This is a genomic window from Pseudoalteromonas sp. bablab_jr011 (genome assembly GCF_016464045.1).
Taxonomy (GTDB): Bacteria; Pseudomonadota; Gammaproteobacteria; order Enterobacterales; family Alteromonadaceae; genus Pseudoalteromonas; species Pseudoalteromonas lipolytica.
In genome coordinates, this window is the sequence record NZ_JACDWU010000304.1 from 97,011 (window position 1) to 122,570 (window position 25,560).

Here is a 25,560-nt window from a genome sequence, read left to right on the forward strand (position 1 = left end):
ACACGCAAATAGTAAGTTAATTCAAGGCCGGTCTCCGGACTCTGCATATACTGAGCATACGCATTACCGTTGCGGGGGCAGTGTTGGCATTGTTTTCTCCTTGAAAACGCACCAGCTTCCCGATTATCTTGCTGTTATTTCAGCCTTTGAAATAGCATGTATCTAAGCAGATACAGCAAGCACCTTGAAAATAGGCTGCTATTGTGATGATTTTAGGAATAAATGTCAATGGACGTCTAAACTTCTAAACAAAGCTAGATAGAAAGTAAAATAAAAAAGCCAAACACGTTTATGTTTGGCTTTAGATTAGTCACAACTTCACCGCTCTTCTAGTAGAGCTGTGCGTTCGTAGTCAGACAGTGCTTTCGCAATAAAATTAATTAATCGCGGAAGTTTTTGAATTGGAATGGTTGACCTAAATCAGCAGTACGAACAACCTGCATTGCTTCTTGTAAATCATCACGCTTTTTACCCGTTACACGTAACTCTTCACCTTGAATAGCGGCTTGTACTTTAATTTTTGAGTCTTTAATCAACTTGACGATTTTCTTTGCAACGTCTTTTTCAATACCTTGCTTAAGTGCCACATCACGCATGACGTATTTACCGCTGCGCGACTCATCTCTAAGCTCTAAACTAGACACGTCTAAACCGCGCTTTGAAATTTTCGCAGCAAGAATATCGAATAATTGCATAACTTGCTGTGGTGCTTCGGCTTTTAGCTTAATGACTTTGTCGTTTAATTCGATTGATGCATCAACACCACGAAAGTCAAAACGTGTTTCTAATTCACGCTTAGCATTATCCACTGCATTCTGCGCTTCGTTCATTTCTACTTCAGAAACAATATCAAATGAAGGCATGGGGTTCTCCTAACAAGATTTTTAAAATAAATATGCCTAGGATTATAACGTCAATTTTATAAATCTTTACATTTTTCTGCACACCGTTCAGGTGCGATACGAAAATTGTTTGATATACTGCCCATTCATTTTTTAGGCAGTTTAAAGGTTTATTGTGACTAGGCGCATATACCAAATTATATTTTTAGTCAGCATTATTGGCTTCACTATTCTTTTCGCCAAAGAAATTAAAGGCGTAAGTAACCTATTCCCACATGTTGATAAAGTCGCGCATTTTGGCATTTTCTTCGTACTGGCTATGGTGATGGATAAAGCGTTTAAATTACCCCTTATAGTGCAAATATTATTGCTTGCAGGGTACGGTGCTGCCATTGAGTTTATGCAAGATATGCTGCCTTATCGTCAAGCTTCAGTTGCCGATTTTGTTGCCGATTTTATAGGTGCTTCGAGCTACTTTATTATTAAACTTGGTTTTCATTTAGGTAATAAACAGCGCAATGGCTAATATTTTAATTGTAGGTGATGGTGCTATTGGCTTGTTATTCAGTCATTTTTTATCAGCTCAACATACTGTTACCTTATTAACGCGCAAGCCCACTTTGACCACCCGTTTTTATCAACCTTCAAATGGTAAATCACAACCTATTAACGCACGCCTAATTAATCATAAAGAACTTAACCAGTTTGCCCCATTCGAGTGGGTGTTATTTACGGTGAAAGCCTTTCAGGTTGAAGCTGCATTTAAGCAACTTCAACCTTATCTAGCTGAGCACTGCCAAGTTATCTTGTCTCATAATGGCATGGGCAATGTGGATGAACTTAACGCCGCGCTTTCGGCCCATCAAGGTCTATCATTTTTAACCACTCAGCAGGCGGGGTTCAAAGCAACTCAATACAGCGTGAATCATACTGGTGACGGTGCCAGTCTTTTAGGTACGTGTAATGATGCTGCGCGCAAAGTGCTAAAGCAGATCGAGCAGCACTTTAGCAGCTTACCTAATTTTAGTGTTACCGATGATATTCATACCCTTCGTTGGCAAAAACTGTTGGTGAATATCGCTATTAATCCGTTAAGCGCTATTCATAATGTAAAAAACGGTCAACTTCGTACGCCGCACTTTAGCTCACGAATTATTAATTTACTCAGTGAGGCGTGCTTAGTTGCTAACAAACAAGGTATTTCACTCTCATTAAGTGACGCGCTAAACAATGCCTACAGTGTAATGAGTGCAACCGCCGCAAACTTTTCGTCGATGCAACAAGATATTAGCCATAATAGAGCGTCTGAGATTGACGCTATTTGTGGGTATGTATGTGAGCAAGGCGCTAAGCTTGGAGTGAAAACCCCCTACAATCAAGCCATGCTTAGTATGATAAAAGCCAAATCAGCAGGGCTTTAACAACACCCCTCTTCTATTATGGCGGCTGGAAGGTGTGCCAATTAACAGCAAATTGAAAAGTCAGCGTCTTTCGTTAGGCATTAAAAAAGCGCGAAATTCGCGCTTTTCTATACCCGTTTACTTATGGGCGATACACTTTTACGTTGCTAAAGCCTTCTTCGTGTAAAATAAGCGCTTGTAGCTGGCTCATTACCCCTTTAGCACAATATAAGTAGTATTCTTTATCTTTTGGTAAATCACCAAACTTAGTCGCTAAGCGGAAAAATGGTAAATGAATTACTTCGATACCTTCAAGCTCTAGCGGGTTAGCGTCTTCTTCTTCTGGTGAACGAATATCAACAACCACTGCGTCTTTTGGAAGATCAGAGACTGACTCTGCTTCTTTCACTTCTTGTTTTGCTTCGGTATCAATGTCGCGGACATCCATAACACGTGCATTTTCAACCACCGTATTAAGTACATCAAAATCAAATTTAGCTTCTTCAGCTAAGATGGTTTTAATTTTTGCTTTAACTGTTGGTTTTTTAGATATTACACCACAGTATTCAGGCATACTCTCTGCCATTTCTGCTGTGCCAATTTTACGTGCAATATTAATAATATCTTGCTTGTCGTGTTGAATAAGTGGGCGAATGATCAGCGTTTCGGTGACACGGTCAATCACACTTAAATTTGCCAGCGTCTGACTCGAAACTTGGCCAATACTCTCACCGGTAACAAGTGCTTGTACACCTAGTTTTTCAGCCACTTGGCTGCCAGCACGCATCATCATACGTTTAAGGACAACGCCCATTTGGCTGTTTTCAATGTTTTCGAGTATTTCCGCTACGACGGGTTCAAAATCAACAGTGACAAATTTCACTTTATGGGTTGAGCTAAACTGTTTCCAAATGTAGTAACTTGCTTGCTTCACGCCAATTTCATGCGCTGCGCCGCCTAAGTTAAAGAACAAAAAGTGAGTACGAGCCCCTTTTCTGATCATTTGATAACTAGCAACACCTGAGTCAAAACCACCTGACATCAGTGATAGCACATCTTCTTGCGTTGGTAATGGGAAACCAGCCATACCAAAATGAGTCTCTGTAACAATGTAGGCTTTTTCGTCACGCACTTCTAAACGTACTGTTACCTCTGGGTGAGATAACTTAACGCGCGCGCCCTCTACATGTTGATTTAACCCACCCCCTACATAGCGTTCAACATCACTTGATGTAAAGTCGTGCTTACCAGAGCGCTTACAACGAACACAAAATGTTTTGCCTTCAATGGTGTGGCCGATTAATTCTTTGGCTTTTTGGTAGATGTCATCAAGCGATTCGAAATCAGTCTCGGTTACTTCTATAAACTGTACGATCCCAGGTATACGCTTTAAGCCATCGATGATATCGAGACGGACTTGTTCTGACTCCAAGAGACTTACAACTGAAATATTATCCCAGTTGTTTCTTACTTGCACTTTTTCGTCAACACGACGTAAAACGATCTTAATGTTATTTTCTAATAACTTGGTAAAACGCTTACGTACAGATTTACTCTTGATAGCGATTTCTGGGTGTAATTTGACGATAAATTTAAGCATAGTTCACTCTTAGACTGTGGAATTCACACGCCTTGAGACATACCAACCTCAAGGGCGCGCGATTATAACAAAAATTATAGCGTCTAGGAAATAAACTGCTTCAGACGGATTATTGTGCCGTTGGTTCAGCGTTAGCTAAAGCTAAGTACTTCGCGCGTAATTGGTTAACTTGCGCTAGGCTATGCTCAGTACAGTGGGCTTTTAATAGTAATAACACCTTTAAAATACCGTGGTAAATATCTTGTCTTGCCAATTCACCACTTAAGCGACGCGCTTTGATATAAGGTGTCCAGAAACTCACTGTCATTTTTAACATATGAGCAAGCTCTGTTACATCATCATCTTCAATGGTGATAATATCACCCGCTCTCAACGCTAATAAAACCTCTTTGACTTGTTCAAGTAATGCCGCCTGAAATTCGATGTAATCTTTTTTAAGGGCTTCGTCTCGCGACAAAATGTCACCCAAGTTGTCATAAAAAAACTGGTATCGCCACATCAATTCAAACAAGGAGTCTAAATACCCTGCTAAGTTTTCGAGTGCATCATCATCGGGGGTTAACGGCTTGAAGTGAGTGTGCAAGTGCTCACTATATAAAGCAAATATATGACGGATGATATCTTCTTTATTTTTAAAGTGATAATACAAATTACCCGGACTAATACCCATATGTGCAGCTATATGATTGGTTGTTATAGCACGCTCACCATGGAGGTTAAATAACTCAATGCTGGTGTGTATAATTTTATCCTTAGTGCTCATATGCTGATTACTCTGTTTTTTATGATTATTAAGTACTGAAAGCCAAGCAGTATAAACAAATGCGCGGCAATAAAATACTACCTTGAAAAAATCTAACCTCAATCGGTTTACCGTTCCTTTTTAGGGACAAAAACTAGTAAGATACGCGTATTTTCTAAGCTGCATACAGACTCAAACACTGTTAATATAACAAGCAAATTTATAGATAGCTGATAGTTATGAACGTTACTGCAATATATCCGGGCACATTCGACCCGCTAACAAATGGCCACACAGACCTAATTCATCGCGCTGCAAAAATGTTCGATCACGTTATTGTTGCAATTGCGCACAACCCAAGTAAGCAACCTTGCTTTACACTTGATGAGCGTGTTGAACTGGCTAATAAAATATTAGCGCACCTTGATAATGTCAGTGTTATCGGGTTTTCTGGTTTACTGGCTGATTTAGCGCGCGAGCATAAAGCAGAAGTTCTTATTCGCGGTATTCGTGCGGTGTCAGACTTTGACTATGAATTTCAATTAGCAAACATGAACCGCCGCCTAAACCCTGATTTAGAGAGCGTGTTTTTAACGCCTGCCGAAAAAAATTCTTTTATCTCTTCAACCTTAGTGAAAGAAGTAGCACGTCATCATGGCGATGTAAGTGAATTTGTTGACCCAATAGTTGGTAAAGCATTACAGGAAAAAATACACGGATGAAATTAAAGAAGCTCATTAGCTTAAGTGCATTACTAATGATCTCTGCGCCAAGTATTGCTGGGCCATGGATAGAAAGCGATGACCCACTGCTACGCGCATCAATCGAAATGCTATTTAATCAAGGCGTTATTAAGCAACCAATTAATAGCTACCCGCTTATGTGGCAAGGAATTGCACGAGACTTAGCGTCTGTAAATACCAGCCAACTTAACGCGCAAAGCTTGTTTGCTTATCAGCATGTAAAACATGCGTTAGATAATGCGAAGCAAAAAACCAGCTCGAGTGTGCGCTTAAATTACAATAGCGAGCCTGAAACACACCAAAGCTTTGGTAAACGCCACCAGCAAAAAAGCGGTATAAATAGTTACGGCTCAATCACAGGTCAGCGTGTCAGTGCAAAAGTCAGTGTTAATTACGCCGATGAGGCACTCGATACACAGCATGTTAATTACCAAGACAGCTATTTAGCTGTGCTTGTCGGTAACTGGTCTATTAGTGCTGAACAAGTCAGTCACTGGTGGGGGCCTAGTAACGAAAATGCGCTGTTACTCTCTAATAATGCCGCGCCCATGAAAGGACTGCGTTTTAGTCGAGCTAATAGCCAGTATGTTGGCCCACATTGGTTATCGTTTGTGGGGAATTGGCAGTTAACGGGGATATATGCCAAGCAAAAACCGTATCTAAACAACAGTGAACAAGGTGATTATTGGGCCCTCAGATTTGCCAGTACACCACTTATGGGACTAGAAGTTGCCTTTAATACTGCCGGCTCTGACTATTTAACATCAACCGAGCGTGATGTCATTGCATTAGAAAATAACGAATCGACTCACCGTTTAACAAGTTTTGATATTAAGTACTCAACAAGTGCGTTATCGCACCCTGTGGCATTCTACGCAGAGGTAATGGGTCAAAACAAAAGTGGTTTAGCACCCAGCGATCCGTTCTACACGTTAGGCGTTGAAAGTTATTTTGGTACATCGGATAGTTTATTAAAAACGTATTTAGAGTACTCAAATACAGAACAAACATGTGAACTACATAGCGAGTGTGTCTACGGCTCAGGAAGCTATACTCAACGCCAGCGACTTGTAGGAAGCTCAATACCACAACAAAGTAAATCGGCTATCCTTGGAGCCTATTACCATACTTTAGATGGCTATGGTGGACATGCAAAGCTACGATGGATTGATAGTGAACGCCTTGATAACGAAACCATTACCAGCGTAAGCCAATTGCAACTTGAACTTGGCTACCAACAAGCACTCTTCAATGGTCTTTGGAAAGTAACAGGGCTGGTCTCAAAAGGTGAGATGGGCAACGACTCAAACACGAATACAGCACTTAGAACAAGCTGGGAATACCGTTTCTAGAGCGGGTGAGGTCAGGCTAATTTGGTTTGACCTCGCATGCTTCTATAAAGCTTTACTAACCCTAAAAAATCCTTATTACAAAACAGCGCTATAAGCATCATCATGTCCATGAGATTCACTGTAATAGTGTAAAAATCCCAAAACCACCACTCACCCGTATAAGTGTAGTTAATATCATAGTACATCCCTAAAAACAGCGATGTATTTACTAAAAGCCCCGTGTAAATATACAGCTTTGCAGGCACTTCAAGAAAGGTTTTTTGGTGGGCGACTAACCAGATAACGGCCAACATCAATAAATCAGAGCCAGCCCAAATGACGTATGCAAAACTCGAATCTAACATATTGTAGCCAAACGCTATATTAAGTAATGGGTCACTAGCCATGTAAGAGATAAACATAGCCAGCGCCATCCACATCACTGTTTTATCACCATTTGGCGATGAAGACTTCTTCACCATGTTATATAAAAAAGGCCATTAAAAATCCCCACATGATGAAAGTAGCGAGATAAAGACCAAAGTTTTCTTGCAAGAGTTTAAGCACTGGGCAGTCTTCTAGTCGCTTTAGAACGAAAACGTTTCGCTACTGCTGCAAACTTAAAAAAATCCTTGTTAGTAAGTAATGCGACTATCATCATAAGATCAATAATATTTACGCCGAACGAATAGATACTCCAAAGAATCCAAGGAGTACGATTTTCAACAAGTACGATATCTACAAAAATAGAAAGCATCAAAAGAGAGTTTAAAAACAAGCCTACAACGACATAATAAATGGCATAGAAAGAGTCGGCTCGCCCACAGTAAATCCAAATAAATATGGTCGCGATGGTTATAACATCAAAGTAAAACCAGTTCAGATAGATATTGCTTGATAAATTTAATACTCCACTCAAGAAGTATGAAAGCATCATTATCAAGGACAAAACGACAAGACGTTTATCTGGTTTGTTAATGTGGGTTACTAAATTGAAAAGGAATGCCATTAAAAATCCCCATTCAATGAAGGCTCCTATCAGGCTTCCTACTACATCACTGATATACATAGCTTAACTTTTTAAGCTAACTTATGAGTTTTGAGAGAATTATGTATAAATGTTTTAAACTTATTCAATCCAAGAAAGTCACGATCAACAATCAAAGCAACAATCATAGATAAATCAACTATATTTACACCAAAAGAATAAATATCCCAAAAGAACCAAGGTTGAGTATTTCCGTAAATAAATAGGTCCAGATACATTAGCAAGAATAACGTTGTGTTAATACTTAAGCCAATTATGAGGTAAAGAAATGAAGGGGTAGTTTTTTTAAAAACGAAATAAGATGAAACCAAGAATACTATGGTCACAACATCATATAATGCCCAATCGAGGTAAGTAGCTGGGACTGGTGATAACCAAGTAAATAAAAAATCCCCTGCCATATAAGAGGTTGCCATTATGAATGAACTGAGCAACAAGGTCGTTTTTCTCTTCACTCCTAATGTATACACAAATACATTAAAAAAGAACGCCATTAACATGCCCCATACAACAAAGGCCGACAATGAAAAAACACCAAAAAGCTCAGTTAGAAACATCCATTACCCGTCATTTATTCTTCTTTCTTCTTATTTGGAAAAACAGCGCCGCCACCGCGTTGAAGATCAATACCACTTGATAGAGACAGCGCTTCGTTTGATAAAGTTACTGTATCAGATTGCAGGGTTTTATTACTAGTAGTTTGTTCCAAAGCGGGCTTTGTTTGTTGCATTTGGCTGTAAGCTTGCATTTGAAGTTGGCTATTGTTCGTAACTTGCATCAGTTAAATCCTTTAAATTATTAGTTGTTTACAATAAGCTTACAACAGGTTGTAAGCTGAGTTAAGCGTTCTCATTCTTTTGACGCTTTTTGCAGTAAAATAACTGCTGTCTCTAACTTTGCAATTAGTGATCCAACTTTTTAGAAACAACGATCATTTTGATCAATTTCCGCTGACCTTTGTAAATTTTAGGCATAAAAAAACGCACAGGGGTAACCGTGCGTTTTTCCTATCCAGGGAGTTAAGCCTCGTTTTTACACGGGATCACCGCATTATCACAAGACTTCAAAATGAATTTCGTTCTTTTAACGTGAGCGACACACATTATTTTCATCGTGTATAAGACAAACAGCCTCATCACACTTTTTGCACAACGAGTAATACATTATGGCGTTGAGTTAATAGACATCGTGCCAAATTTTTGGCTATTGTTTATAAACCATCAGCACCACACTGTAAAATGTCTGTGTACGCTGTCACTTTGGTGCGGCAAGAATTCAGCCATCCATAGCTTTGAGCCGAAATAACAGAACCGTTAATTCGGCATCAGCTTAATGTGCATTACACATCTTTATTAGCAGACTTCTTGGCATTATCGATGGCGCTCGTTACTTGTTCTAACGAGGTACCCCCTAAAGCCTGTCGCGCTTTAATACATGCATCTATTTCTAATACAGGATATACATCTGATTCGAAAATGCTATGCACAGATTTGAATTGCTCTAAACTTAAATCTTCTAAGTTATTCCCTTCGGTAATAGCCATTTGCACTAAGGTGCCTACGATGTGGTGGCCTTCTCTGAAGGGGATGCCTTTAGCCACTAAATAGTCAGCCAATTCGGTGGCGTTAGAGTGCCCCCCTTTTGCTGCGGCTAGGGTCTTTTCAGCATTAACTTTAATCCCTTTAATGCATGCTTGTGCCATATGAATACACGCAAGCCACGTTGGCATCGCATCAAACAAGCCTTCTTTGTCTTCTTGCATATCTTTATTATATGCAAGTGGTAAGGCCTTTAAGGTCATCATCATGGCACTAAAAGCACCAAAAACTCGCCCTGTCTTACCCCGAATTAGCTCAAGTGCATCTGGGTTTTTCTTTTGTGGCATCAATGATGAACCCGACGTCACACCATCCGACAATTCAACAAACCCTGCTTCACCAGAATTATAGAAAATAAGATCTTCAGCCATACGAGATAAATGAATCATTGAGATAGAGGCACAGCTTAATAGCTCCACCACAAAGTCGCGATCAGACACTGCATCAAGACTATTGCGCGTTGCAGCGGTAAAACCTAGCCCCTCGGCAAGCGTTTGCCTGTCAATTGGGTACGCCGTACCTGCCAGTGCACCACTGCCTAATGGACAAAAGTTCATACGCTTTTTCGCATCTGTTAAACGACTTTCATCACGTTCAAGCATTTCCACATACGCCATGCACCAATGACTAAAGAGCACGGGCTGAGCGCGTTGCAAATGTGTATAACCCGGTAAAATAGTACCCAGCTCACGTTCTGCTAAAGCAATAAATTCGGCCTTTAAATCAGCAATAGCGTCAAGAATATGATCCGCTGTGTCGCGACACCATAAACGGAAATCTGTAGCAACTTGGTCGTTGCGGCTACGACCTGTGTGAAGTTTTTTTGCTAAGTCGCCAACTTTGTCAATTAATGCCGACTCAACATAAGAATGAATATCTTCATGCCCTGCCACAGCAACAGCCTGTGGATTAGCTTTAACCTCATCCAACAGAGTATTAAGTGCTGTGACAAGATCGTCGTACTCTTGTTGATTTAACACATCAACCTGTTTAAGCGCACCGGCCCACGCAACTGAGCCAATAATATCTTGCTCTGCAAGCTGATAATCAAAGGGAAGTGAATCGTTAAATTGCTTAAATGCTTCATCTGGACCCGTAGAAAAACGTCCGCCCCATAATGCCATTGAATTCTCTCCAAACGCTGATATTGCCCCGCTGAACGGGGCAAAATAAAATTATTTTTTCGTTAATGCAGAGATTCTGCTCGAAAGTGAGAATAAACGAATAAACCCTTCAGCATGTGATTGGTCGTATACATCATCTTCACCAAAGGTTGCAAAGTCTTCACTGTATAAGCTGTTAGGTGACTTCTTCTGTACTGCAGTTACTTGACCTTTATACAGTTTAAGAACAATTTCACCTGTTGCCAGCTTTGAGAGTGATTCAGCAGCTGCAAGAATTGAATCTTTAAGCGGCGTAAACCAACGGCCGTCATACACTAAGTGTGAGAACTCACCACCCAGCACTTCTTTCCACTTGCGGCTTGATTTATCTAACACGAGCTCATCAACAGCTTGCAGTGCAGCCATGATTACTGTGCCCCCAGGTGTTTCATAACAACCACGCGATTTCATACCGACTAAACGGTTTTCAACAATATCTACACGGCCTACACCATGTGGCGCTGCGATATCATTTAGCTTAACTAAACAATCGTATGGTTTTAATGTCTCACCATTAACCGCAACCACTTCACCTTCTACTACGTTTAATGTCACATATTCAGGCTCGTTTGGTGCTTGCTCTGGAGAGTTAGTCCAGGTCCACACTTGATCGCTCGGTTGGCACCATGGATCTTCAAGCTCGCCACCTTCGTGCGAAATGTGCCATGCGTTTGCATCACGGCTGTAAATTTTTGTAGCAGATGCTGAACAAGGGATATTACGCTCAGCCAAGTAATCTAGTAATGATTCACGGCTTGATAAATCCCATTCACGCCATGGCGCAATCACTTTAAGATCAGGCGCTAATGCTGCGAAACATGATTCAAAACGCACTTGGTCGTTACCTTTACCTGTGCAGCCATGCGACAGTGCATCAGCCCCCACTTTACGCGCAATCTCTACTTGTGCTTTTGCAATAATAGGGCGCGCCATCGACGTACCCAGTAAATAGGTACCTTCGTAGATAGAGCCTGTTTTTAATGTCGGATAAATATAATCACTGACCATTTCGTCTTTTAGGTCAACCACATAACACTCAGATGCACCTGAGGCGATTGCTTTGGCCTCAACGCCTTCAAGCTCTTCAGCACCTTGGCCTACATCAGCAACGAATGCGATAACTTCACAGCCGTAGTTCTCTTTTAACCACGGCACGATTGCCGATGTATCTAGACCACCAGAATAGGCTAATACGACTTTTTTGATTGAACTCATTGGTGTTCCTTAAACAAAATTTGGATTTAATAATGTGACAAGCAGTGCGTTTTGCGCATGCATACGATTTTCTGCTTGTTGAATAATTTTTGATGCAGGGCCATCCATTACCTCAGAGGTAATTTCAAATTCGCGATGAGCTGGCTGGCAATGCAACACTGTTTGCGCGCCCGTTTGATCAAGCAACGCTTGATTTAACTGGTACGGCATATATTTAGCCTTAACTTGCTCAAGTGGGGTTTTATCTCCCATAGATACCCACGTATCAGCATAGACTGCATTTGCGCCGACTGCCGCTTCAATTCTGTCACTGACCATCACAGATGCACCATTCATGGCTGCAATTTGCTCTGCTTGTTTGAGAATCTGTGAATCTGGAGAACTCCCCTTAGGGCAAACCGCCACAAAATCAGTCCCTAACGTTGCAGCAAGTAACATAAGTGAATGCGTCACGTTATTGCCTTCACCTAAATAAGCAAGCTTCAGTTTACTGACATCGCCGTGTACTTCTTGCAGCGTTAAGAAATCCGCTAATGCTTGGCATGGGTGGTATAAATCACACAGACTATTCACCACAGGCACTGACGAAAATTCAGCAAGCGTAGTTAATGTTTTATGTGCAAATACACGAGCCACAATACCGTCGGCCCAAGTAGAAATATTTAAAGCAAAATCTTTCACCGATTCACGTGCACCCATAGCCCCATTTTGTGAGTCTAAATACACAGCATGGCCACCTAATTTATTAATGCCTATATCGAATGATAAACGCGTGCGTAAGCTTGGTTTTTCGAATAATGTCACCACTGATTTGCCCGCTAACGCTTGGCTAAAATCAACAGGGTTTGCTTTAATTTTTTGCGCTAAGTCTAATAATTTAAGCGCGCCTTTTTGGTCTAATTCAAGACCCGATAAAAAGTGAGTTAACATGTAATACCTATGGTGTAATCTTTGTTCCAACGTGCTCGCCTTGCAATAAAGCGACTAAATTTTCTGGCTTTAACCAGCTTGAGATATACACACCACGTCGTAAATGTTGGGCAGCAAGAAGACTGGTCTTAACTTTGACCTCCATCCCGCCCTGAATAACTCCTTGAAGAATTAATGCATCTATTTGCTGCGTATTAAGTTGATGTAATGGTTGCTTATTTGCATCAAGTACCGCTTCTACATCAGTCATAAAAATAAGTTCTGCATCAAGCTCTTTCGCAATCGCTGCGGCCGCTTCATCTGCATTTACGTTGTACCAAAGTCCCTCTTCATCAAAACCAATAGAGCTGACTAATGGTAGACGGCCTTGTTCAATTAAGCTGGGTAAAATACTGTCGATACTGTCACAGCATTGCCCAACTTGCCCCAACGCTTTTAATTTTTGCTTAACCACAACACCGGCTTCATAAAGGCTCATACCCACAGGTTTATGACCCGAGGCAATGGCTTGACTCATTAGTTGTTTATTAGCACAGCCAGCTAACGCCCCAACGATGTATGGCATTTGTTCTTTTGGACTGATACGTAAACCTTGGTGCTTAGCACTGGCGAATCCCGCATCCATAAGCCATGCATCAACTAATGCACCCCCACCATGAACAATCACAAAGTTAGCTTGCTGTTGTGAGATTAAAACATCAAATAGGGCTTTTGCAGCATCGGCAGTATTTAATACCGCACCGCCAATTTTAATGACCCATGTTTTCATCATAACGCTCCTACTAATCCGGTATGATGAGGTATACCCATCGCTAAATTAATACATTGCAATGCTTGCCCAGCCGCCCCTTTTAACAGGTTATCAATGGCCGACATAACAATGAGCTGTTCGCCTTTTTGTTGCCACGCAATATCAACATACGGCTGTTTAGCAACGCCTTTAATACTGGGTATTTTGCTTCCAAGTAAACGAATCAACGGTTCATCGGCTAACACCTGATACGCTTCTGTTACTTGCTCTGGTGTTACACCGGGTTTTAATTGCACATAAATAGTTTCTAAAATTCCCCGCGGAAAATTCCCCAAATGCGGGGTAAATAACACAGGATGGCCTAAATGTTGTTCAATTTCAGGTGTGTGCCTGTGGTTAAATAACCCATAAGGCGCAAGTGATACTTCGCAAAAATGCGTATTAACACTCGCTTTTCTACCCGCCCCCGTGACGCCTGACACGGCATTAATAATAATTGTTTGCTCTGCTAATAAGCCGGCTTCTTTCAATGGTTTTAATGAGTTAAGTGCGGCTGTAGGATAACAGCCTGCAACCGCAACCAAATTTGCCTGACTGATTGCATCCGCATTCCACTCTGCTAGTCCATAGGCTGCTTGTGTTAAAAGCGTTGGATGCTGATGCGCAAAGCCATAGTAAGTGAGGTAATCCTCATTCCCAGCTAAACGAAAGCCGCCTGATAAATCGAATACTTTTTTACCCATTGCTAAAAATCGAGGAGCAAGGTCAACACTCACTTCATGATCTGTACATAAACACACGTAATCAGCATGCTGTTCGATGTCGGTATAAGCGGCTGCTGTTAATGGCTGTAATGGATGGTCTAAAAGCCCTAAATGCTCAGGATATAAGTCACTTAAACACTTATTTTTATCTAAGCTGCCCTCAGAGACATAACATGCCTTTAAAGTTAGTTGTGGGTGCTTGGCGACTAAACTCGCAAGCTCTGCGCCGCTATATCCACTTGCGCCAATAATCACTACATTCATTGCTTGGTTTTACCTATTTAACTTATCTATTTACACATTTAAAACTACTCGCTGTTTAGCGAATAAAAACACTATCTAAAGTAATGAAATAAGGTTATCGTCGTTTTGTGTTCATACGCTACTTTAAAGTATATTTATGCTCAAAAAGTGAATTGATATTCATAATAAATACTTTTATATTGTTATGCAATTAGATTGAATAATTATTTTTGGATTTTTTTATGTCGCTTCCCTCTTTTTTATCGATGTATCAACAATTGATTGCTGCGCCTTCAATTAGTGCAATTGAAGACTCTTTATGCATGAGCAATAAAGAGGTCATTACCTTACTTGCCAATTGGTGCGAAACCTTAGGCTTTAGCTGCGAAATTACAGAGCTTGAGCATGGCAAAGGTCGCTTTAATTTATTAGCGAGACGGGGTGAAGGTGAAGGGGGACTGATGTTAGCGGGCCACACCGATACCGTGCCATTTGATGACAGCCGCTGGAATTATGATCCGTTTAAATTAAGCGAGCATGACAACAAGTTATTCGGTTTAGGCAGCATTGATATGAAAGGTTTTTTTGCTTTTGTACTGCAGGCCATTAGTGAGCTTGATGCAAGCCAGCAAACAGAGCCTTTATTAATTTTAGCCACAGCCGATGAAGAAACGACAATGGCGGGTGCTCAGCAAATATGTCGCCACCCTAATTTAAAGCCCGCGCGCTGTATTATTGGCGAGCCAACAGACATGACACCGGTGTTTACTCATAAAGGCCACATGAGTTCAGCGATTCGCGTTGTGGGTCGTTCGGGTCACAGCTCAGACCCTGAGCGAGGCTTAAATGCCATCGAAGTCATGCATAAAATGATTACAAAACTGTTAATCATTAAAGACGAATTAAAGAATAAATATTCAGTTGAGCACTTTGTAATACCGTACCCAACATTAAACCTAGGTCATATTCATGGCGGCGATAACGCAAACCGTATTTGTGGCTGCTGTGAAATGCACATTGATATGCGCCCACTACCCGGTTTAAGCGTACAAGAGCTGCAAGCCATTTTGATTAATGCAGCCAATGAAATAAATACTGAGTATCCAAACGCTGTCAGCGTTATTGACTTACACGACCCAATACCTGCATTCAGCGGCAGCACAGATAGCGCTTTAGTAAAACTGGCAGAAAAGGTGTCAGGCCAACCTGCGGTTGCAGTTAACTACTGCACCGAAGCGCCGTTTATTCAACAATTAGGCTGTGAAACGATTGTTATGGGGCCAGGGTCAATCAACCAAGCACATCAGCCTGATGAGTTTTTAGCCATGGAAAAAATCAAACCATCGCAACAGATCATCAGTGAAATGATTAAGGCTAGCTGTTTTCAAAAGGCATAATACCATTTTGCAATAATTTTTAATCATTTTGAGGGATTAAACCAGTCGCTAACTGCGTTAAAAATTGCTGATTTACGACTGCATAGATGCAGAAGGTAGAGCAATGCAGGAGCAATGCAGGAGCAATTGCCGAGAATACCTAAATAACGAAATTTTTGCATTGTTATCAACGAGCTTTTATTGCCTCAACCTTGCTCATTGAAATACGCAAATTGGTATAAAAAAAGGAGCTTTCAAGCTCCTTTTTACTTATTTATATCACCTAATCCATGTACTTACTTAAATACTTTTTAAATACAGGATCTGTTTTAGACAGTTCTTTTTGCTCCGCAAGAATATCTTTTAATATAGCCTTTGACGTAAGCGGATTCGCTAACACAACTCTAAACACCACGGTAGGCTGGTAATCGTATTGCGCAGGGGTTAAACGTGTACGCGATACAAACGAACGCCCAGCTTCACGCTGACGTTTTTGCATACTGGCCGTAAAACGGTTCAGTGAAGCATAAATATCGAGTTTAGTTTCTTCGTCAGCATTTTTAAGTTTTTCTTGAATCTGTTTAGGGACATATCGATAGGTTAATAAACACAATTCAGGTTCTGAAATCAGCTCAAAGTCTTCGTCTTGCCTAATTAATTCAGCAAAGGTACGTGCTTTAACGATACTGCGGTCAATCAGCATCTCGTAACCTTTACGACCAATGACACGTAAGCATGCATGCACCAACATTGCCATGCCTGGGCGACTACCTTCAAGCGTATGACTCCCCAAATCTTTTGAGCCTTTACGTAAAATATACTCTGCATGATGCTCAATCGCATCGGTTGCTGCTGGGTCTTTAAATAACACTAAACCAGCGCCCATTGGCACATACATCTGTTTGTGGGCATCGATTGTAATTGAATCGGCTCGCTCAACACCACTCAATAAATGGCGATAGTTTTGCGATAATAAGGTTGCTCCTCCCCATGCTGCATCAACATGGAAATGACAGCCCAATTCTTCACTTAAATCAGCCATATCATTAAGGGGGTCAATACTGCCTGTTTCCGTAGTACCCGCAACACCTACCAGCGCCATTACCTTAATGCCTGCCGCTTCCAGTTCTTGCGCTTTTTCACGCATGGCTTGAATGTCTACTTTATTGTTCTTATCGGTTTTTATTGCAATGATATTGTCGCGACCAATTCCCAATAAATCGACTGTTTTACCAAGAGAGTAATGACCTCGTTCAGAAACCAGTACAGCAAGCCCTTTATAGCCATAATGCAACATACCCGCAATTAAGCCTTGAGCTGCAATTCCTTTGTAATCGCCATCCGCTCTTAATAAACGGTTTCGTGCAATCCACAGTGCGGTAATGTTGGCAACTGTCCCCCCTGAGCAAAATGCACCGAGTGACGTTTTTGCACTATGCATCCACTTACTGTAAAACGCATCATCTTGTCCATATACAAGGTGATGCATCATACCAAGCACTTGTCGTTCAAGTGGGGTGAACGCTTTTGAGGTTTCAATTTTTACTAAGTTTTGATTCAGACCTACCATCAACTTTGATAACGGCAGTACAAAGTGCGGTAAAGCAGAAGTCATGTGGCCAATAAAGCTAGGCGCGGCTGTATGAACTGAATGCGCAACAAGTTGCTCCATAATATCTTGAGCATAGTCAGATACAAATGTGGGCTCTTCTGGAATCATTGCCGATTGAAAGTCTTTCTCTATCTCATGAAGAGGCTTCTCAATCGCAGCAATATTCTCGTTTAAGAATCCTGCAAGGTTGCTTGAAATCTCTGATTCAATTTTACTCAGTGTCGAGTCTGGTGCTTCTGGCACCGTAAAAATACGAATCAAACTTTCTTTAGAGGCGACGGCACAACGCTTTTGATCCATCCTAATACCCATTATAAGCAGCTTAAAAATGAACCCAATGCAGGAACATTGAGGTTTACATTTTGCGGCACTGTTTCTATGAAATTGGCTAACTTTACTGGAATATCATGAAAATGTCTCGCTTAAAGCCAAAAAGCCATGCTTTCGGTGACAAAAAAATGATCGATGGGTGAATTTTGTCGTAATTTTCTGCTATCAGCTGCGTATTTTTTAAGTATAATCAAGTCATAACTGCAAAGGGAACACCTATGCCGAATGGAATGCAAAGAACACGCTGGCTTATTTATGGTTTTGCCGCATTTTTTATTAGCTTATTTGGCTATATTTATTACACCTATGAATCAACACGTAGTGAGATAATGGCGAATGTTGATGCCAAATTACTCAATGCGGCAATCAGTGTTAAGCATATTTTAGGGGATGATTATCATACCCGTGTGAATGCAGGCCAAACTATTTCACCTGAGCTGTATAAAGATAAGAGCAGGGCTTTATCTGACTACGCTAAGCAAATGCAGGTAGCGTATGTATATGCGATGGTGCTGCGCGATGATACGGTATTCTTTAGTGCCTCTAGCTATACTCAAAAAGATCACAACAGTGGACGCGTGACACACTTTTTAGATGCGTACCCTGAAGCCACCGACATCAATAAAGAAGCTTTTTTTTCGACAGAACCCGTTTTTGAAATATCACAAGATCACTGGGGCAACTTTAAAAGTATCTTTGTGACCTTTGTTGACAAAAACGGCCACACTTATATTACAGGTGCAGACATTGCTATTGATGATCTCAATGAGCAACTGCAACACAGCATAACAAAAGCAACCATTACAAGCGGCTTCTTTTTCTTTATTGTTGCTTTAATCGCGTGGCTTTATTTTTTACAGCTTAAACGCTCACTCCTGACTGATGCTCGCACCGGCTTTGCCAATCATATTGCGCTCGAGAATTACATAGAAAGAACAACCAGACACCGCATGGAACTTGCTGTTATCAGTATCAATGAGCTTGAGGATATTAGTAGTTTTTATGGCACCGATGTCAGCGATAGAGTGATGGCTAATCTACTCACATATTTTCAATCCCGCATACCAAGCGAGAGCGCAATCTTTCGTTTAGCGACGAATAAAATCGCATTATTGAATATTCGCAACGCTGAGCAACGTATTGACGATATTATCAATACCTTTAATCACGCAATTCCTGTGCTAAGCGAGCCATTTATTTATATTACTTTGCATGCTGGAATCGCCTCGTGTAACAAACTCATGCTCATAGAAAATGCACATATAGCCTTGCAACAAGCCAAGTTAAATAATCAACGTATTGTTCGCTATGAGAATGTATTTAAACAAGTTGAAGAGCAATTTAGACACAACGTCACTCTCGCTAAAGAAGTTAGAGAAGCGTTCGATAACAATCGAATCGTGCCCTACTTTCAGCCAATTTATAACACGGAACTTAAGCAAATAAGTCACTATGAAAGCTTAGCCAGAATGGCAACTGCACAAGGTCGGATTCATTGCCCTGATTACTTTATGGCTGTATTAAAACGCTCACGCATGGACGGGTTGTTAACACGCACCATGTTTTCACGATGTATTGAACAATTCAGAAAGACAAATGTGCGCTGGAGTATCAATATCACCGCGCAAGATATTCTCGATCCAAGTTTAAGTGAATTTCTAGAGCAGCAATTAAGGCGTTACCCAAAACCACACAATATTATTTTTGAGTTTCATGAAACTGAAGCCATTGCATACTTTAGCCAAGTGAAAGCCTTTATTAGTTTATTAAAGAATAAAGGGGCGCAAGTGATGATCAATGAATTTGGTGCGGGGTACTCAAACTTGTCTCACATTTTAAAGCTTGAAGTGGATGGCTTAAAGCTCGACAAAGACCTAGTAAGCCAAATACACAATAATGCCGATAGTTTTATGTTTATAGAGCATTTAGTGAAGTATGCTCAGCAATTAAACTTAGCGGTTATTGCTGAGCAAGTAGAAAGTGAGCAAATTGCCGATGCACTTTCACGTGCGGGTATCACACTCATGCAAGGTAATTATTTTGCTCCACCCACTCCCTACATTAACACGCAAATTTAAAGGTTTATGACCAAGCGGTGGCTCTGCTGTCCACTGGCCCAATACTTTCGCTCGAACGGCGTAATAGGCACATCGTGTTCATAGCGTTCAACTTGGCATGGATGTCCAGCCAACTCAAGGGCGCGAGCGAACTCTTTAACGTAGATATCCCAGTTACTTCTGAGCTCTAATCGGCCGCCAAGTTTAACAATAAATGGAAAAATTGCGGCCCCATGCCAGCGCCTTTGTAAGTGCTTAGCTTTTGGCCAAGGGTTTGGATAAAGCAGATAATGGTGAGTTGGCTGCCAATTTGCTGCAACCGCTAAACGCCAAAAATCATTTAAATCAGCTTGTACCAAAATATACTGGCCAGTGTCTGTTTGTTTATATTCAATATCGTGCTTATCTAAACGATGTGACGACTTGTCAATTCCAATAACAAGTGCCTCTGGGTGGCGCTTAGCAAGATTAGCGGTACTCTCTCCCACCCCACAGCATGAATCAAGAATAATTGGTCCATTGAATGCGTGAACTTTTTCATTCACTTGGTCAAATGCAGCTTGCGTGTGCGCTGCAATTGGTTTTTTAAACTCTGCACTTAAGTGCTTTAAAACAATCTCGTCTAGCTTGTCATGCAAGCCGGGTTGATTCGATACAATACTTCTCGAATTTGCATCTGTCATTAGTGTCTAAGCCCCACACCGCGTTTAATTAGCGTTAAAGCTAACGTAAATAACCCCACAATAAATAATCCTAGTACACCAAACGCGACCGATAAGTCGACATCCGACACACCTAAGAAGCCATACCTAAATGCATTAACCATATATATAATTGGGTTTACTTGCGATACCCCCTGCCAAAACTCAGGTAACAGGGTAATCGAGTAAAACACCCCACCTAAGTAGGTTAATGGCGTTAAAATGAACGTAGGTATAATGCTGATGTCATCAAAGCTATTTGCGTAAATTGCATTTATTAAGCCCCCCAGAGCAAATACGGCTGAGGTTAAAATCACAGTCGCCATAATCACGAAAATATTGTGAATTTGAATATCAACAAATAGCAAAGACACGCACGTAACAATTAAGCCAACCAACATGCCTCGTGTCATACCTCCACCCATGTAGCCTAGTACAATGATGTAATTAGGCACCGGTGCCACAAGTAGCTCTTCGATACTTTTTTGGAATTTAGTGGAATAAAAGCTCGACGCCACATTAGAGTAAGAGTTAGTAATCACCGACATCATGATGAGGCCAGGTACTATAAATTCCATGTAGGAAAAACCACCCATATCACCAATGCGTGAGCCAATTAGGTTACCAAAAATAACAAAATAAAGGCTCATCGTAATTGCTGGCGGTACCAGCGTTTGCACCCAAATACGTAAAAAACGAATACACTCTTTAATCCAAATACTCTTTAGCGCTACACCATATTTAAACATTATTCGCCTCGCCCTTGTTCTAATAAACCCACAAACAACTCTTCTAATCGATTGGCCTTATTACGCATACTGAGCACTGTATTGCCTTGCTCGGTTAACGCCGTAAACACCTGATTTAGCCCCTGCGATTTAGCCACCTCAACTTCTAAGGTATGATCATCGGTTAAAGTAAACTGATAACCATCAAGGCTGATAGGGTTAACTGGCTGTTTTAAGTCAAGCACGAAGGTTTCTTTATCAAGCTTGGCAAGTAACGCTTTAATTGTGGTGTTTTCGACAATCACACCACTATCAATAATAGCGATGTTCTTACACAACAATTCCGCTTCTTCTAAATAGTGCGTGGTAAGAATAATGGTAACGCCTTGTTTATTGATTTCACGCAAGAAATCCCACATAGAGCGACGCAGTTCAATATCAACCCCCGCCGTAGGCTCATCAAGAATAAGTAACTTTGGTTCGTGCATAAGCGCACGGGCAATCATTAAACGGCGCTTCATTCCCCCCGATAACGTGCGAGCTTGTTTATCTTTTTTCTCAAATAAACCAAGTTGTTTTAGGTATTTTTCAGCACGTTCATGAGCAAGCTTTCTTGGTACGCCATAGTAGCCAGCTTGATTAACTAATATTTGGTTAAGCGTTTCAAACTGGCTAAAGTTAAACTCTTGCGGTACTAAGCCGAGCTCTGATTTTGCAGCTTCGAGATCTGTATCGATATTATGACCAAAGACTTCAACACGGCCTGCGCTTTTATTCACAAGTGATGAAATCACGCCAATTGTGGTTGATTTACCCGCCCCATTGGGACCTAACAAAGCAAAAAAGTCGCCTTGTTTTACCTGTAAATCAATCCCTTTTACGGCTTCAACGCCATTTTTATAAACCTTTTTAAGGCCTTCAATATTTAATGCGATTGTCTGTTCGCTCACTGTTTGCCCTCTCCATAACCCCAACGTTTCGTTAGAGTATGTTCAATATGTAAATGATCTAAAATACGTGCCACCATAAAATCGACCAAGTCAGAAATGTGCTCAGGTTTATGATAAAACCCGGGTGCTGCAGGCATAATGGTGACACCCAATTTTGCTAACTTGAGCATGTTTTCTAGGTGTATTTCACTAAAAGGTGTTTCGCGTGGCACCAAAATAAGCTGACCACGTTCTTTAATAACCACATCAGCAGCACGTTCCAATAAGTTATCAGATGCGCCAACGGCAATGGCCGAGACTGAGCCTGCACTGCAAGGACACACCACCATTTTTTTAGGGGCTGCCGAGCCCGATGCTACGGGGCTAAACCAATTATCTTTACCAAATACTTTTAGCTGCTCTGGGGCTGCATTGAACAGCTTACTAAGCTGCTCTGTCGCTTTGTCTTCATTACCTGAAAGCTTAATATTTGATTCGGTATCAAGTACCACACGCGCAGCGCTTGAGATCAACACGTACACTTGAAACTGTTGTTCTAATAATACTTCTAACAACCTTAAACCGTAAGGCGCGCCCGACGCGCCACTAAACGCTAGGGTTATTTTATCTTTAAATTGCATACAGTTAACTCCGTATACTGGTTAGTTTTGTTCTAATACCGTGATCAAGCGCTGATGAATACCTTCAAAACCACCATTACTCATAATCAAAATATGGTGATGGGCAGCCGCACTGTTTGCAACCAACGTAATGATTTCCTCAGTACTCGTGCTGCAGTGCATACCCGCTTTGTCAGCATAGTCTTTTAATGACCAACTCAAATTTTCTGGCTCAAACAAATACACCTCATCGGCTGCACTAAGCGAGTCAATAAGCGTTTGCTGATGCACGCCCATTTTCATGGTGTTCGAACGGGGCTCTAGTATCGCAATAATTTTCTCATTGCCGACTTTAGCGCGCAGGCCTGCTAAAGTCGTTTTTATCGCGGTTGGGTGATGGGCAAAATCGTCATACACTTTAATGCCCTTTATATCAGCTTTGAGTTCCATGCGACGCTTAGGTGAAATAAACTCAGCTAAACCTGCAATGCTCACGGGCACAGCGATACCGACATGACGCGCAGCTGCAATCGCCATAATCGCATTTTTGACATTATGTTCGCCCATAGCTTGCCACGACACAACGCCCTGTACTTCTCCCGCTAACAACACTTCAAACTCGCTGCCATCCGCTTTAAGTAAGCGATAATCCCAATCACCTGACAGCGTTTCGCTATCACTCCAAAGGCCGCGCTCAATCACATCCTGCAGTGCTTCATCTTGGCTTGGCCAGATAACTTTGCCACTACAGGGTAATGTACGCATCAAGTGATGAAATTGTTTTTTAATCGCATTTAAATCTTCAAAAATATCAGCATGATCAAATTCAAGATTATTGAGGATTAAGGTCCGTGGTAAGTAATGCACAAACTTACTGCGTTTATCAAAAAAGGCGGTGTCATATTCATCGGCTTCAATGACAAAAAAAGGCGTCTCACCAACTCGTGCTGATACCCCAAAGTTTTGCACAATGCCACCAATCAAAAAGCCCGGTTTCATACCTGCATATTCTAGCAGCCATGCCAACATACTCGCGGTTGTCGTTTTACCATGCGTGCCTGCGACAGCAAGCACCCATGAGTTTTGCAATAAATTATGCTTAAGCCATTCTGGGCCTGAGGTGTAAGGTAAGCCTTTATCGAGCACATATTCCACACAGGGGTTACCACGGCTCATCGCATTGCCAATGACCACCATATCGGGCGAGGGGTCTAATTGTGTAATGTCATAACCTTGAGTTAGCGTAATGCCAAGCTCTTCCAGCTGCGTACTCATTGGGGGGTAAACATTTTGATCAGAGCCTGTCACTGTGTGACCCAACGATTTAGCGATTGCGGCAATCCCGCCCATAAAGGTGCCACAAATTCCAAGAATATGAATATGCATCTACTGTCCTGAACAAAATGAATTACGAAAAAATAAAGCGTTATAATGCCAAATATAACCTTTACTTACCATGATTAGACGGCAATAGACTTTTGCCGAATAGCAAACATAAAAAAACACCTCAAGACCGAGGTGTTTTTTAAAGTGAGTAAAACGGTTTTTTACAGCATTAAAAATGCAAATAAACCGACACCAAGTAACAAGCGATAGATAACAAATGGCATCATGCCCATGCGCTCAATTACTTTTAAGAAAAAGAAAATACAGGCATAAGCCGAAACAAACGATAGACCTGCACCGAGTAAAATAGCTTGCCAATCAATCGCTTCACCTGCAGTTGCAAGTTGATATATATAATATGAACCTGCCGCAGCAATGACCGGAATCGACATTAAAAACGAAAAACGTGCTGCGCTTTGCTTATTTAAACCCAGCAATAAACCCACGGTTATCGTTATGCCAGAGCGCGACGTGCCAGGAAAGACCATTGCCAGCACTTGCGAAAAACCCAACAGTAACGCACTAAAAAAATTTACTTGGTAGATATTTTTTACTTGTTTTGCTTTTACATCGGCATACCAAAGTAACAAGCCGAAAACGATAGTTGAAGTGGCAATCACCCACGCATTTCGTGAATAGCTCTCTACAAAGTCTTTAAATAAGTACCCAATTAATAACGCAGGAATCGTGGCAACAATGATCCACCAGCCCAAACGGCTGTCATCTGTTGCGCCTTGTGAGCCAAACGACTTAAACCAAGCCCCCAAAATATCAACCACTTCTTTACGGAAATACAGTATCACCGCACCAAGCGTACCTACGTGTACTGCAACATCAAATGCTAAACCTTGATCATGCCAGCCTAAAACTTGCGAAGGTAAAATTAAATGCGCTGAGCTCGAAATAGGTAAAAACTCAGTCAATCCTTGAATTAAGGCTAAAACAATTATCTCAATAATACTCATGGGTTAGTAAACTCCACCTTCCATAGTTTTTGTTGTGGGTTGTTATAATATTTCCATAGCTCAGCCAGTGTTTGCTTAGCTACAGGGTGAAAAAAATCAGGGGCAATTTCTGCTAGCGGTTTTAAAACAAACGCATTTTTTGTTATTTCATCACGCGGTAATTGCGCTGGCGAATCGCAAATAATGTCATCATAAAACAATAAATCAAGGTCTAATGTTCTAGGACTAAACTTTTTATCTTCACGAGTACGACCGTTATCTAACTCTATTTGCTTCAGTAATTTACACAACTCAGGCAATGGCATGTCAGTATTCGCACCAAGCACTGAGTTATAAAAATTATTACCCGCAAATCCCACCGCTTCACTTTCATATACCGATGAATGAACACTATCAGGGAAATACGGCTTTAACGTCTTTAATGCTTGGCGAATATAATGCTCTTTATTTACATTCGAGCCTAAGCTGATAAAAATCTGTGCCATA

25 protein-coding genes, 1 pseudogene and 1 riboswitch are annotated in these 25,560 nt (G+C 41.1%); of the genes and pseudogenes, 6 read left to right on the forward strand and 20 right to left on the reverse strand.

Annotation, left to right across the window (positions count from 1 at the left end; genetic code table 11):
- Positions 1-7: 7 nt before the first annotated feature.
- Positions 8-163: riboswitch (cobalamin riboswitch) on the reverse strand.
- Between the two features lie 217 nt (positions 164-380).
- A complete protein-coding gene (locus tag JIG41_RS19945) occupies positions 381-863 on the reverse strand; it encodes a YajQ family cyclic di-GMP-binding protein (RefSeq protein ID WP_074988861.1) in 483 nt (160 codons plus the stop codon).
- 154 nt (positions 864-1,017) lie between these two features.
- Here JIG41_RS19945 and JIG41_RS19950 point away from each other — a divergent pair, with 154 nt between their 5' ends.
- Both JIG41_RS19950 and JIG41_RS19955 read left to right on the forward strand, forming a co-directional pair.
- Positions 1,018-1,368 carry a VanZ family protein gene (locus JIG41_RS19950; RefSeq protein ID WP_036970865.1) on the forward strand — a complete coding sequence of 117 codons (351 nt, stop codon included), beginning with the start codon at positions 1,018-1,020 and terminating at the stop codon, positions 1,366-1,368.
- Positions 1,361-2,263, forward strand: coding sequence for a ketopantoate reductase family protein (locus JIG41_RS19955; protein WP_065978023.1), 903 nt, complete (start codon positions 1,361-1,363; stop codon positions 2,261-2,263). Before JIG41_RS19950 ends, JIG41_RS19955 begins: the two co-directional genes overlap by 8 nt.
- Before the next feature lie 121 nt (positions 2,264-2,384).
- On the opposite strand, the gene thiI is transcribed toward JIG41_RS19955, so the two are convergent.
- Together thiI and JIG41_RS19965 are read right to left on the reverse strand one after the other, a co-directional pair.
- On the reverse strand, positions 2,385-3,842 hold the full coding sequence (gene thiI / locus JIG41_RS19960; protein ID WP_036970869.1) for a tRNA uracil 4-sulfurtransferase ThiI: 1,458 nt from the start codon (positions 3,840-3,842) through the stop codon (positions 2,385-2,387).
- 109 nt (positions 3,843-3,951) lie between these two features.
- Positions 3,952-4,605 carry a TetR/AcrR family transcriptional regulator gene (locus tag JIG41_RS19965; RefSeq protein ID WP_075594110.1) on the reverse strand — a complete coding sequence of 218 codons (654 nt, stop codon included), beginning with the start codon at positions 4,603-4,605 and terminating at the stop codon, positions 3,952-3,954.
- Between the two features lie 218 nt (positions 4,606-4,823).
- Between JIG41_RS19965 and coaD the strand changes: the two genes are divergently transcribed.
- Together coaD and JIG41_RS19975 are read left to right on the forward strand one after the other, a co-directional pair.
- Positions 4,824-5,306, forward strand: a complete 483-nt coding sequence (coaD, locus tag JIG41_RS19970; protein ID WP_036970871.1) for a pantetheine-phosphate adenylyltransferase — start codon at positions 4,824-4,826, stop codon at positions 5,304-5,306.
- Positions 5,303-6,679 carry a capsule assembly Wzi family protein gene (locus JIG41_RS19975; RefSeq protein ID WP_075594090.1) on the forward strand — a complete coding sequence of 459 codons (1,377 nt, stop codon included), beginning with the start codon at positions 5,303-5,305 and terminating at the stop codon, positions 6,677-6,679. The genes coaD and JIG41_RS19975 overlap by 4 nt, the downstream gene beginning before the upstream one ends.
- 11 nt (positions 6,680-6,690) lie before the next feature.
- On the opposite strand, the gene JIG41_RS19980 is transcribed toward JIG41_RS19975, so the two are convergent.
- From JIG41_RS19980 to argC, 9 genes and pseudogenes are all read right to left on the reverse strand, one after another.
- On the reverse strand, positions 6,691-7,140 hold the full coding sequence (locus JIG41_RS19980) for a hypothetical protein (protein ID WP_199525329.1): 450 nt from the start codon (positions 7,138-7,140) through the stop codon (positions 6,691-6,693).
- Between the two features lie 77 nt (positions 7,141-7,217).
- Entirely contained in the window at positions 7,218-7,727 is a 510-nt protein-coding gene (locus JIG41_RS19985) for a hypothetical protein (protein WP_065978021.1), read from the reverse strand.
- A gap of 11 nt (positions 7,728-7,738) precedes the next feature.
- Positions 7,739-8,263: a hypothetical protein gene (locus tag JIG41_RS19990; RefSeq protein WP_075594089.1), complete on the reverse strand. Its 525-nt coding sequence runs from the start codon at positions 8,261-8,263 to the stop codon at positions 7,739-7,741.
- A 14-nt stretch (positions 8,264-8,277) separates the two neighbouring features.
- Entirely contained in the window at positions 8,278-8,484 is a 207-nt protein-coding gene (locus tag JIG41_RS19995) for a hypothetical protein (protein WP_074988854.1), read from the reverse strand.
- A 582-nt stretch (positions 8,485-9,066) separates the two neighbouring features.
- Positions 9,067-10,428, reverse strand: a pseudogene (gene argH, locus JIG41_RS20000) (argininosuccinate lyase); the annotation flags it as partial.
- A gap of 51 nt (positions 10,429-10,479) precedes the next feature.
- On the reverse strand, positions 10,480-11,682 hold the full coding sequence (locus JIG41_RS20005; RefSeq protein WP_036970883.1) for an argininosuccinate synthase: 1,203 nt from the start codon (positions 11,680-11,682) through the stop codon (positions 10,480-10,482).
- Between the two features lie 9 nt (positions 11,683-11,691).
- Complete coding sequence (locus tag JIG41_RS20010) at positions 11,692-12,612, reverse strand: ornithine carbamoyltransferase (protein ID WP_036970885.1); 921 nt, start codon at positions 12,610-12,612, stop codon at positions 11,692-11,694.
- 7 nt (positions 12,613-12,619) lie between these two features.
- Entirely contained in the window at positions 12,620-13,381 is a 762-nt protein-coding gene (gene argB / locus JIG41_RS20015) for an acetylglutamate kinase (protein WP_036970887.1), read from the reverse strand.
- Positions 13,381-14,391, reverse strand: a complete 1,011-nt coding sequence (gene argC, locus JIG41_RS20020) for an N-acetyl-gamma-glutamyl-phosphate reductase (RefSeq protein WP_065978016.1) — start codon at positions 14,389-14,391, stop codon at positions 13,381-13,383. The genes argB and argC overlap by 1 nt, the downstream gene beginning before the upstream one ends.
- 221 nt (positions 14,392-14,612) lie before the next feature.
- Here argC and argE point away from each other — a divergent pair, with 221 nt between their 5' ends.
- Positions 14,613-15,767, forward strand: a complete 1,155-nt coding sequence (argE, locus tag JIG41_RS20025) for an acetylornithine deacetylase (protein ID WP_036970890.1) — start codon at positions 14,613-14,615, stop codon at positions 15,765-15,767.
- A gap of 262 nt (positions 15,768-16,029) precedes the next feature.
- Here argE and panP read toward each other — a convergent pair whose 3' ends face one another.
- Complete coding sequence (gene panP / locus JIG41_RS20030; protein WP_036970892.1) at positions 16,030-17,658, reverse strand: pyridoxal-dependent aspartate 1-decarboxylase PanP; 1,629 nt, start codon at positions 17,656-17,658, stop codon at positions 16,030-16,032.
- A gap of 248 nt (positions 17,659-17,906) precedes the next feature.
- On the opposite strand from panP, the gene JIG41_RS20035 reads away from it, so the two are divergent.
- Complete coding sequence (locus JIG41_RS20035; protein WP_036970894.1) at positions 17,907-19,766, forward strand: EAL domain-containing protein; 1,860 nt, start codon at positions 17,907-17,909, stop codon at positions 19,764-19,766.
- Here the strand turns inward: JIG41_RS20035 and JIG41_RS20040 are convergent.
- The 7 genes from JIG41_RS20040 to folK form a co-directional block, all read right to left on the reverse strand.
- Complete coding sequence (locus JIG41_RS20040; RefSeq protein WP_118844011.1) at positions 19,763-20,428, reverse strand: tRNA (guanosine(46)-N(7))-methyltransferase TrmB; 666 nt, start codon at positions 20,426-20,428, stop codon at positions 19,763-19,765. The genes JIG41_RS20035 and JIG41_RS20040 overlap by 4 nt on opposite strands.
- Positions 20,428-21,195, reverse strand: coding sequence for an ABC transporter permease (locus JIG41_RS20045; RefSeq protein WP_036970898.1), 768 nt, complete (start codon positions 21,193-21,195; stop codon positions 20,428-20,430). Before JIG41_RS20045 ends, JIG41_RS20040 begins: the two co-directional genes overlap by 1 nt.
- The gene (locus JIG41_RS20050) at positions 21,195-22,124 is read right to left on the reverse strand and encodes an ABC transporter ATP-binding protein (RefSeq protein ID WP_036970900.1); all 930 of its coding nucleotides are present in this window, start codon (positions 22,122-22,124) and stop codon (positions 21,195-21,197) included. The genes JIG41_RS20045 and JIG41_RS20050 overlap by 1 nt, the downstream gene beginning before the upstream one ends.
- Complete coding sequence (locus tag JIG41_RS20055; RefSeq protein ID WP_036970902.1) at positions 22,121-22,744, reverse strand: flavin prenyltransferase UbiX; 624 nt, start codon at positions 22,742-22,744, stop codon at positions 22,121-22,123. Before JIG41_RS20055 ends, JIG41_RS20050 begins: the two co-directional genes overlap by 4 nt.
- Before the next feature lie 21 nt (positions 22,745-22,765).
- Complete coding sequence (mpl, locus tag JIG41_RS20060; protein ID WP_199525330.1) at positions 22,766-24,109, reverse strand: UDP-N-acetylmuramate:L-alanyl-gamma-D-glutamyl-meso-diaminopimelate ligase; 1,344 nt, start codon at positions 24,107-24,109, stop codon at positions 22,766-22,768.
- 161 nt (positions 24,110-24,270) lie between these two features.
- Complete coding sequence (locus JIG41_RS20065) at positions 24,271-25,074, reverse strand: undecaprenyl-diphosphate phosphatase (RefSeq protein WP_199525331.1); 804 nt, start codon at positions 25,072-25,074, stop codon at positions 24,271-24,273.
- Complete coding sequence (folK, locus tag JIG41_RS20070; RefSeq protein WP_199525332.1) at positions 25,071-25,559, reverse strand: 2-amino-4-hydroxy-6-hydroxymethyldihydropteridine diphosphokinase; 489 nt, start codon at positions 25,557-25,559, stop codon at positions 25,071-25,073. Before folK ends, JIG41_RS20065 begins: the two co-directional genes overlap by 4 nt.
- Position 25,560: the final 1 nt, after the last annotated feature.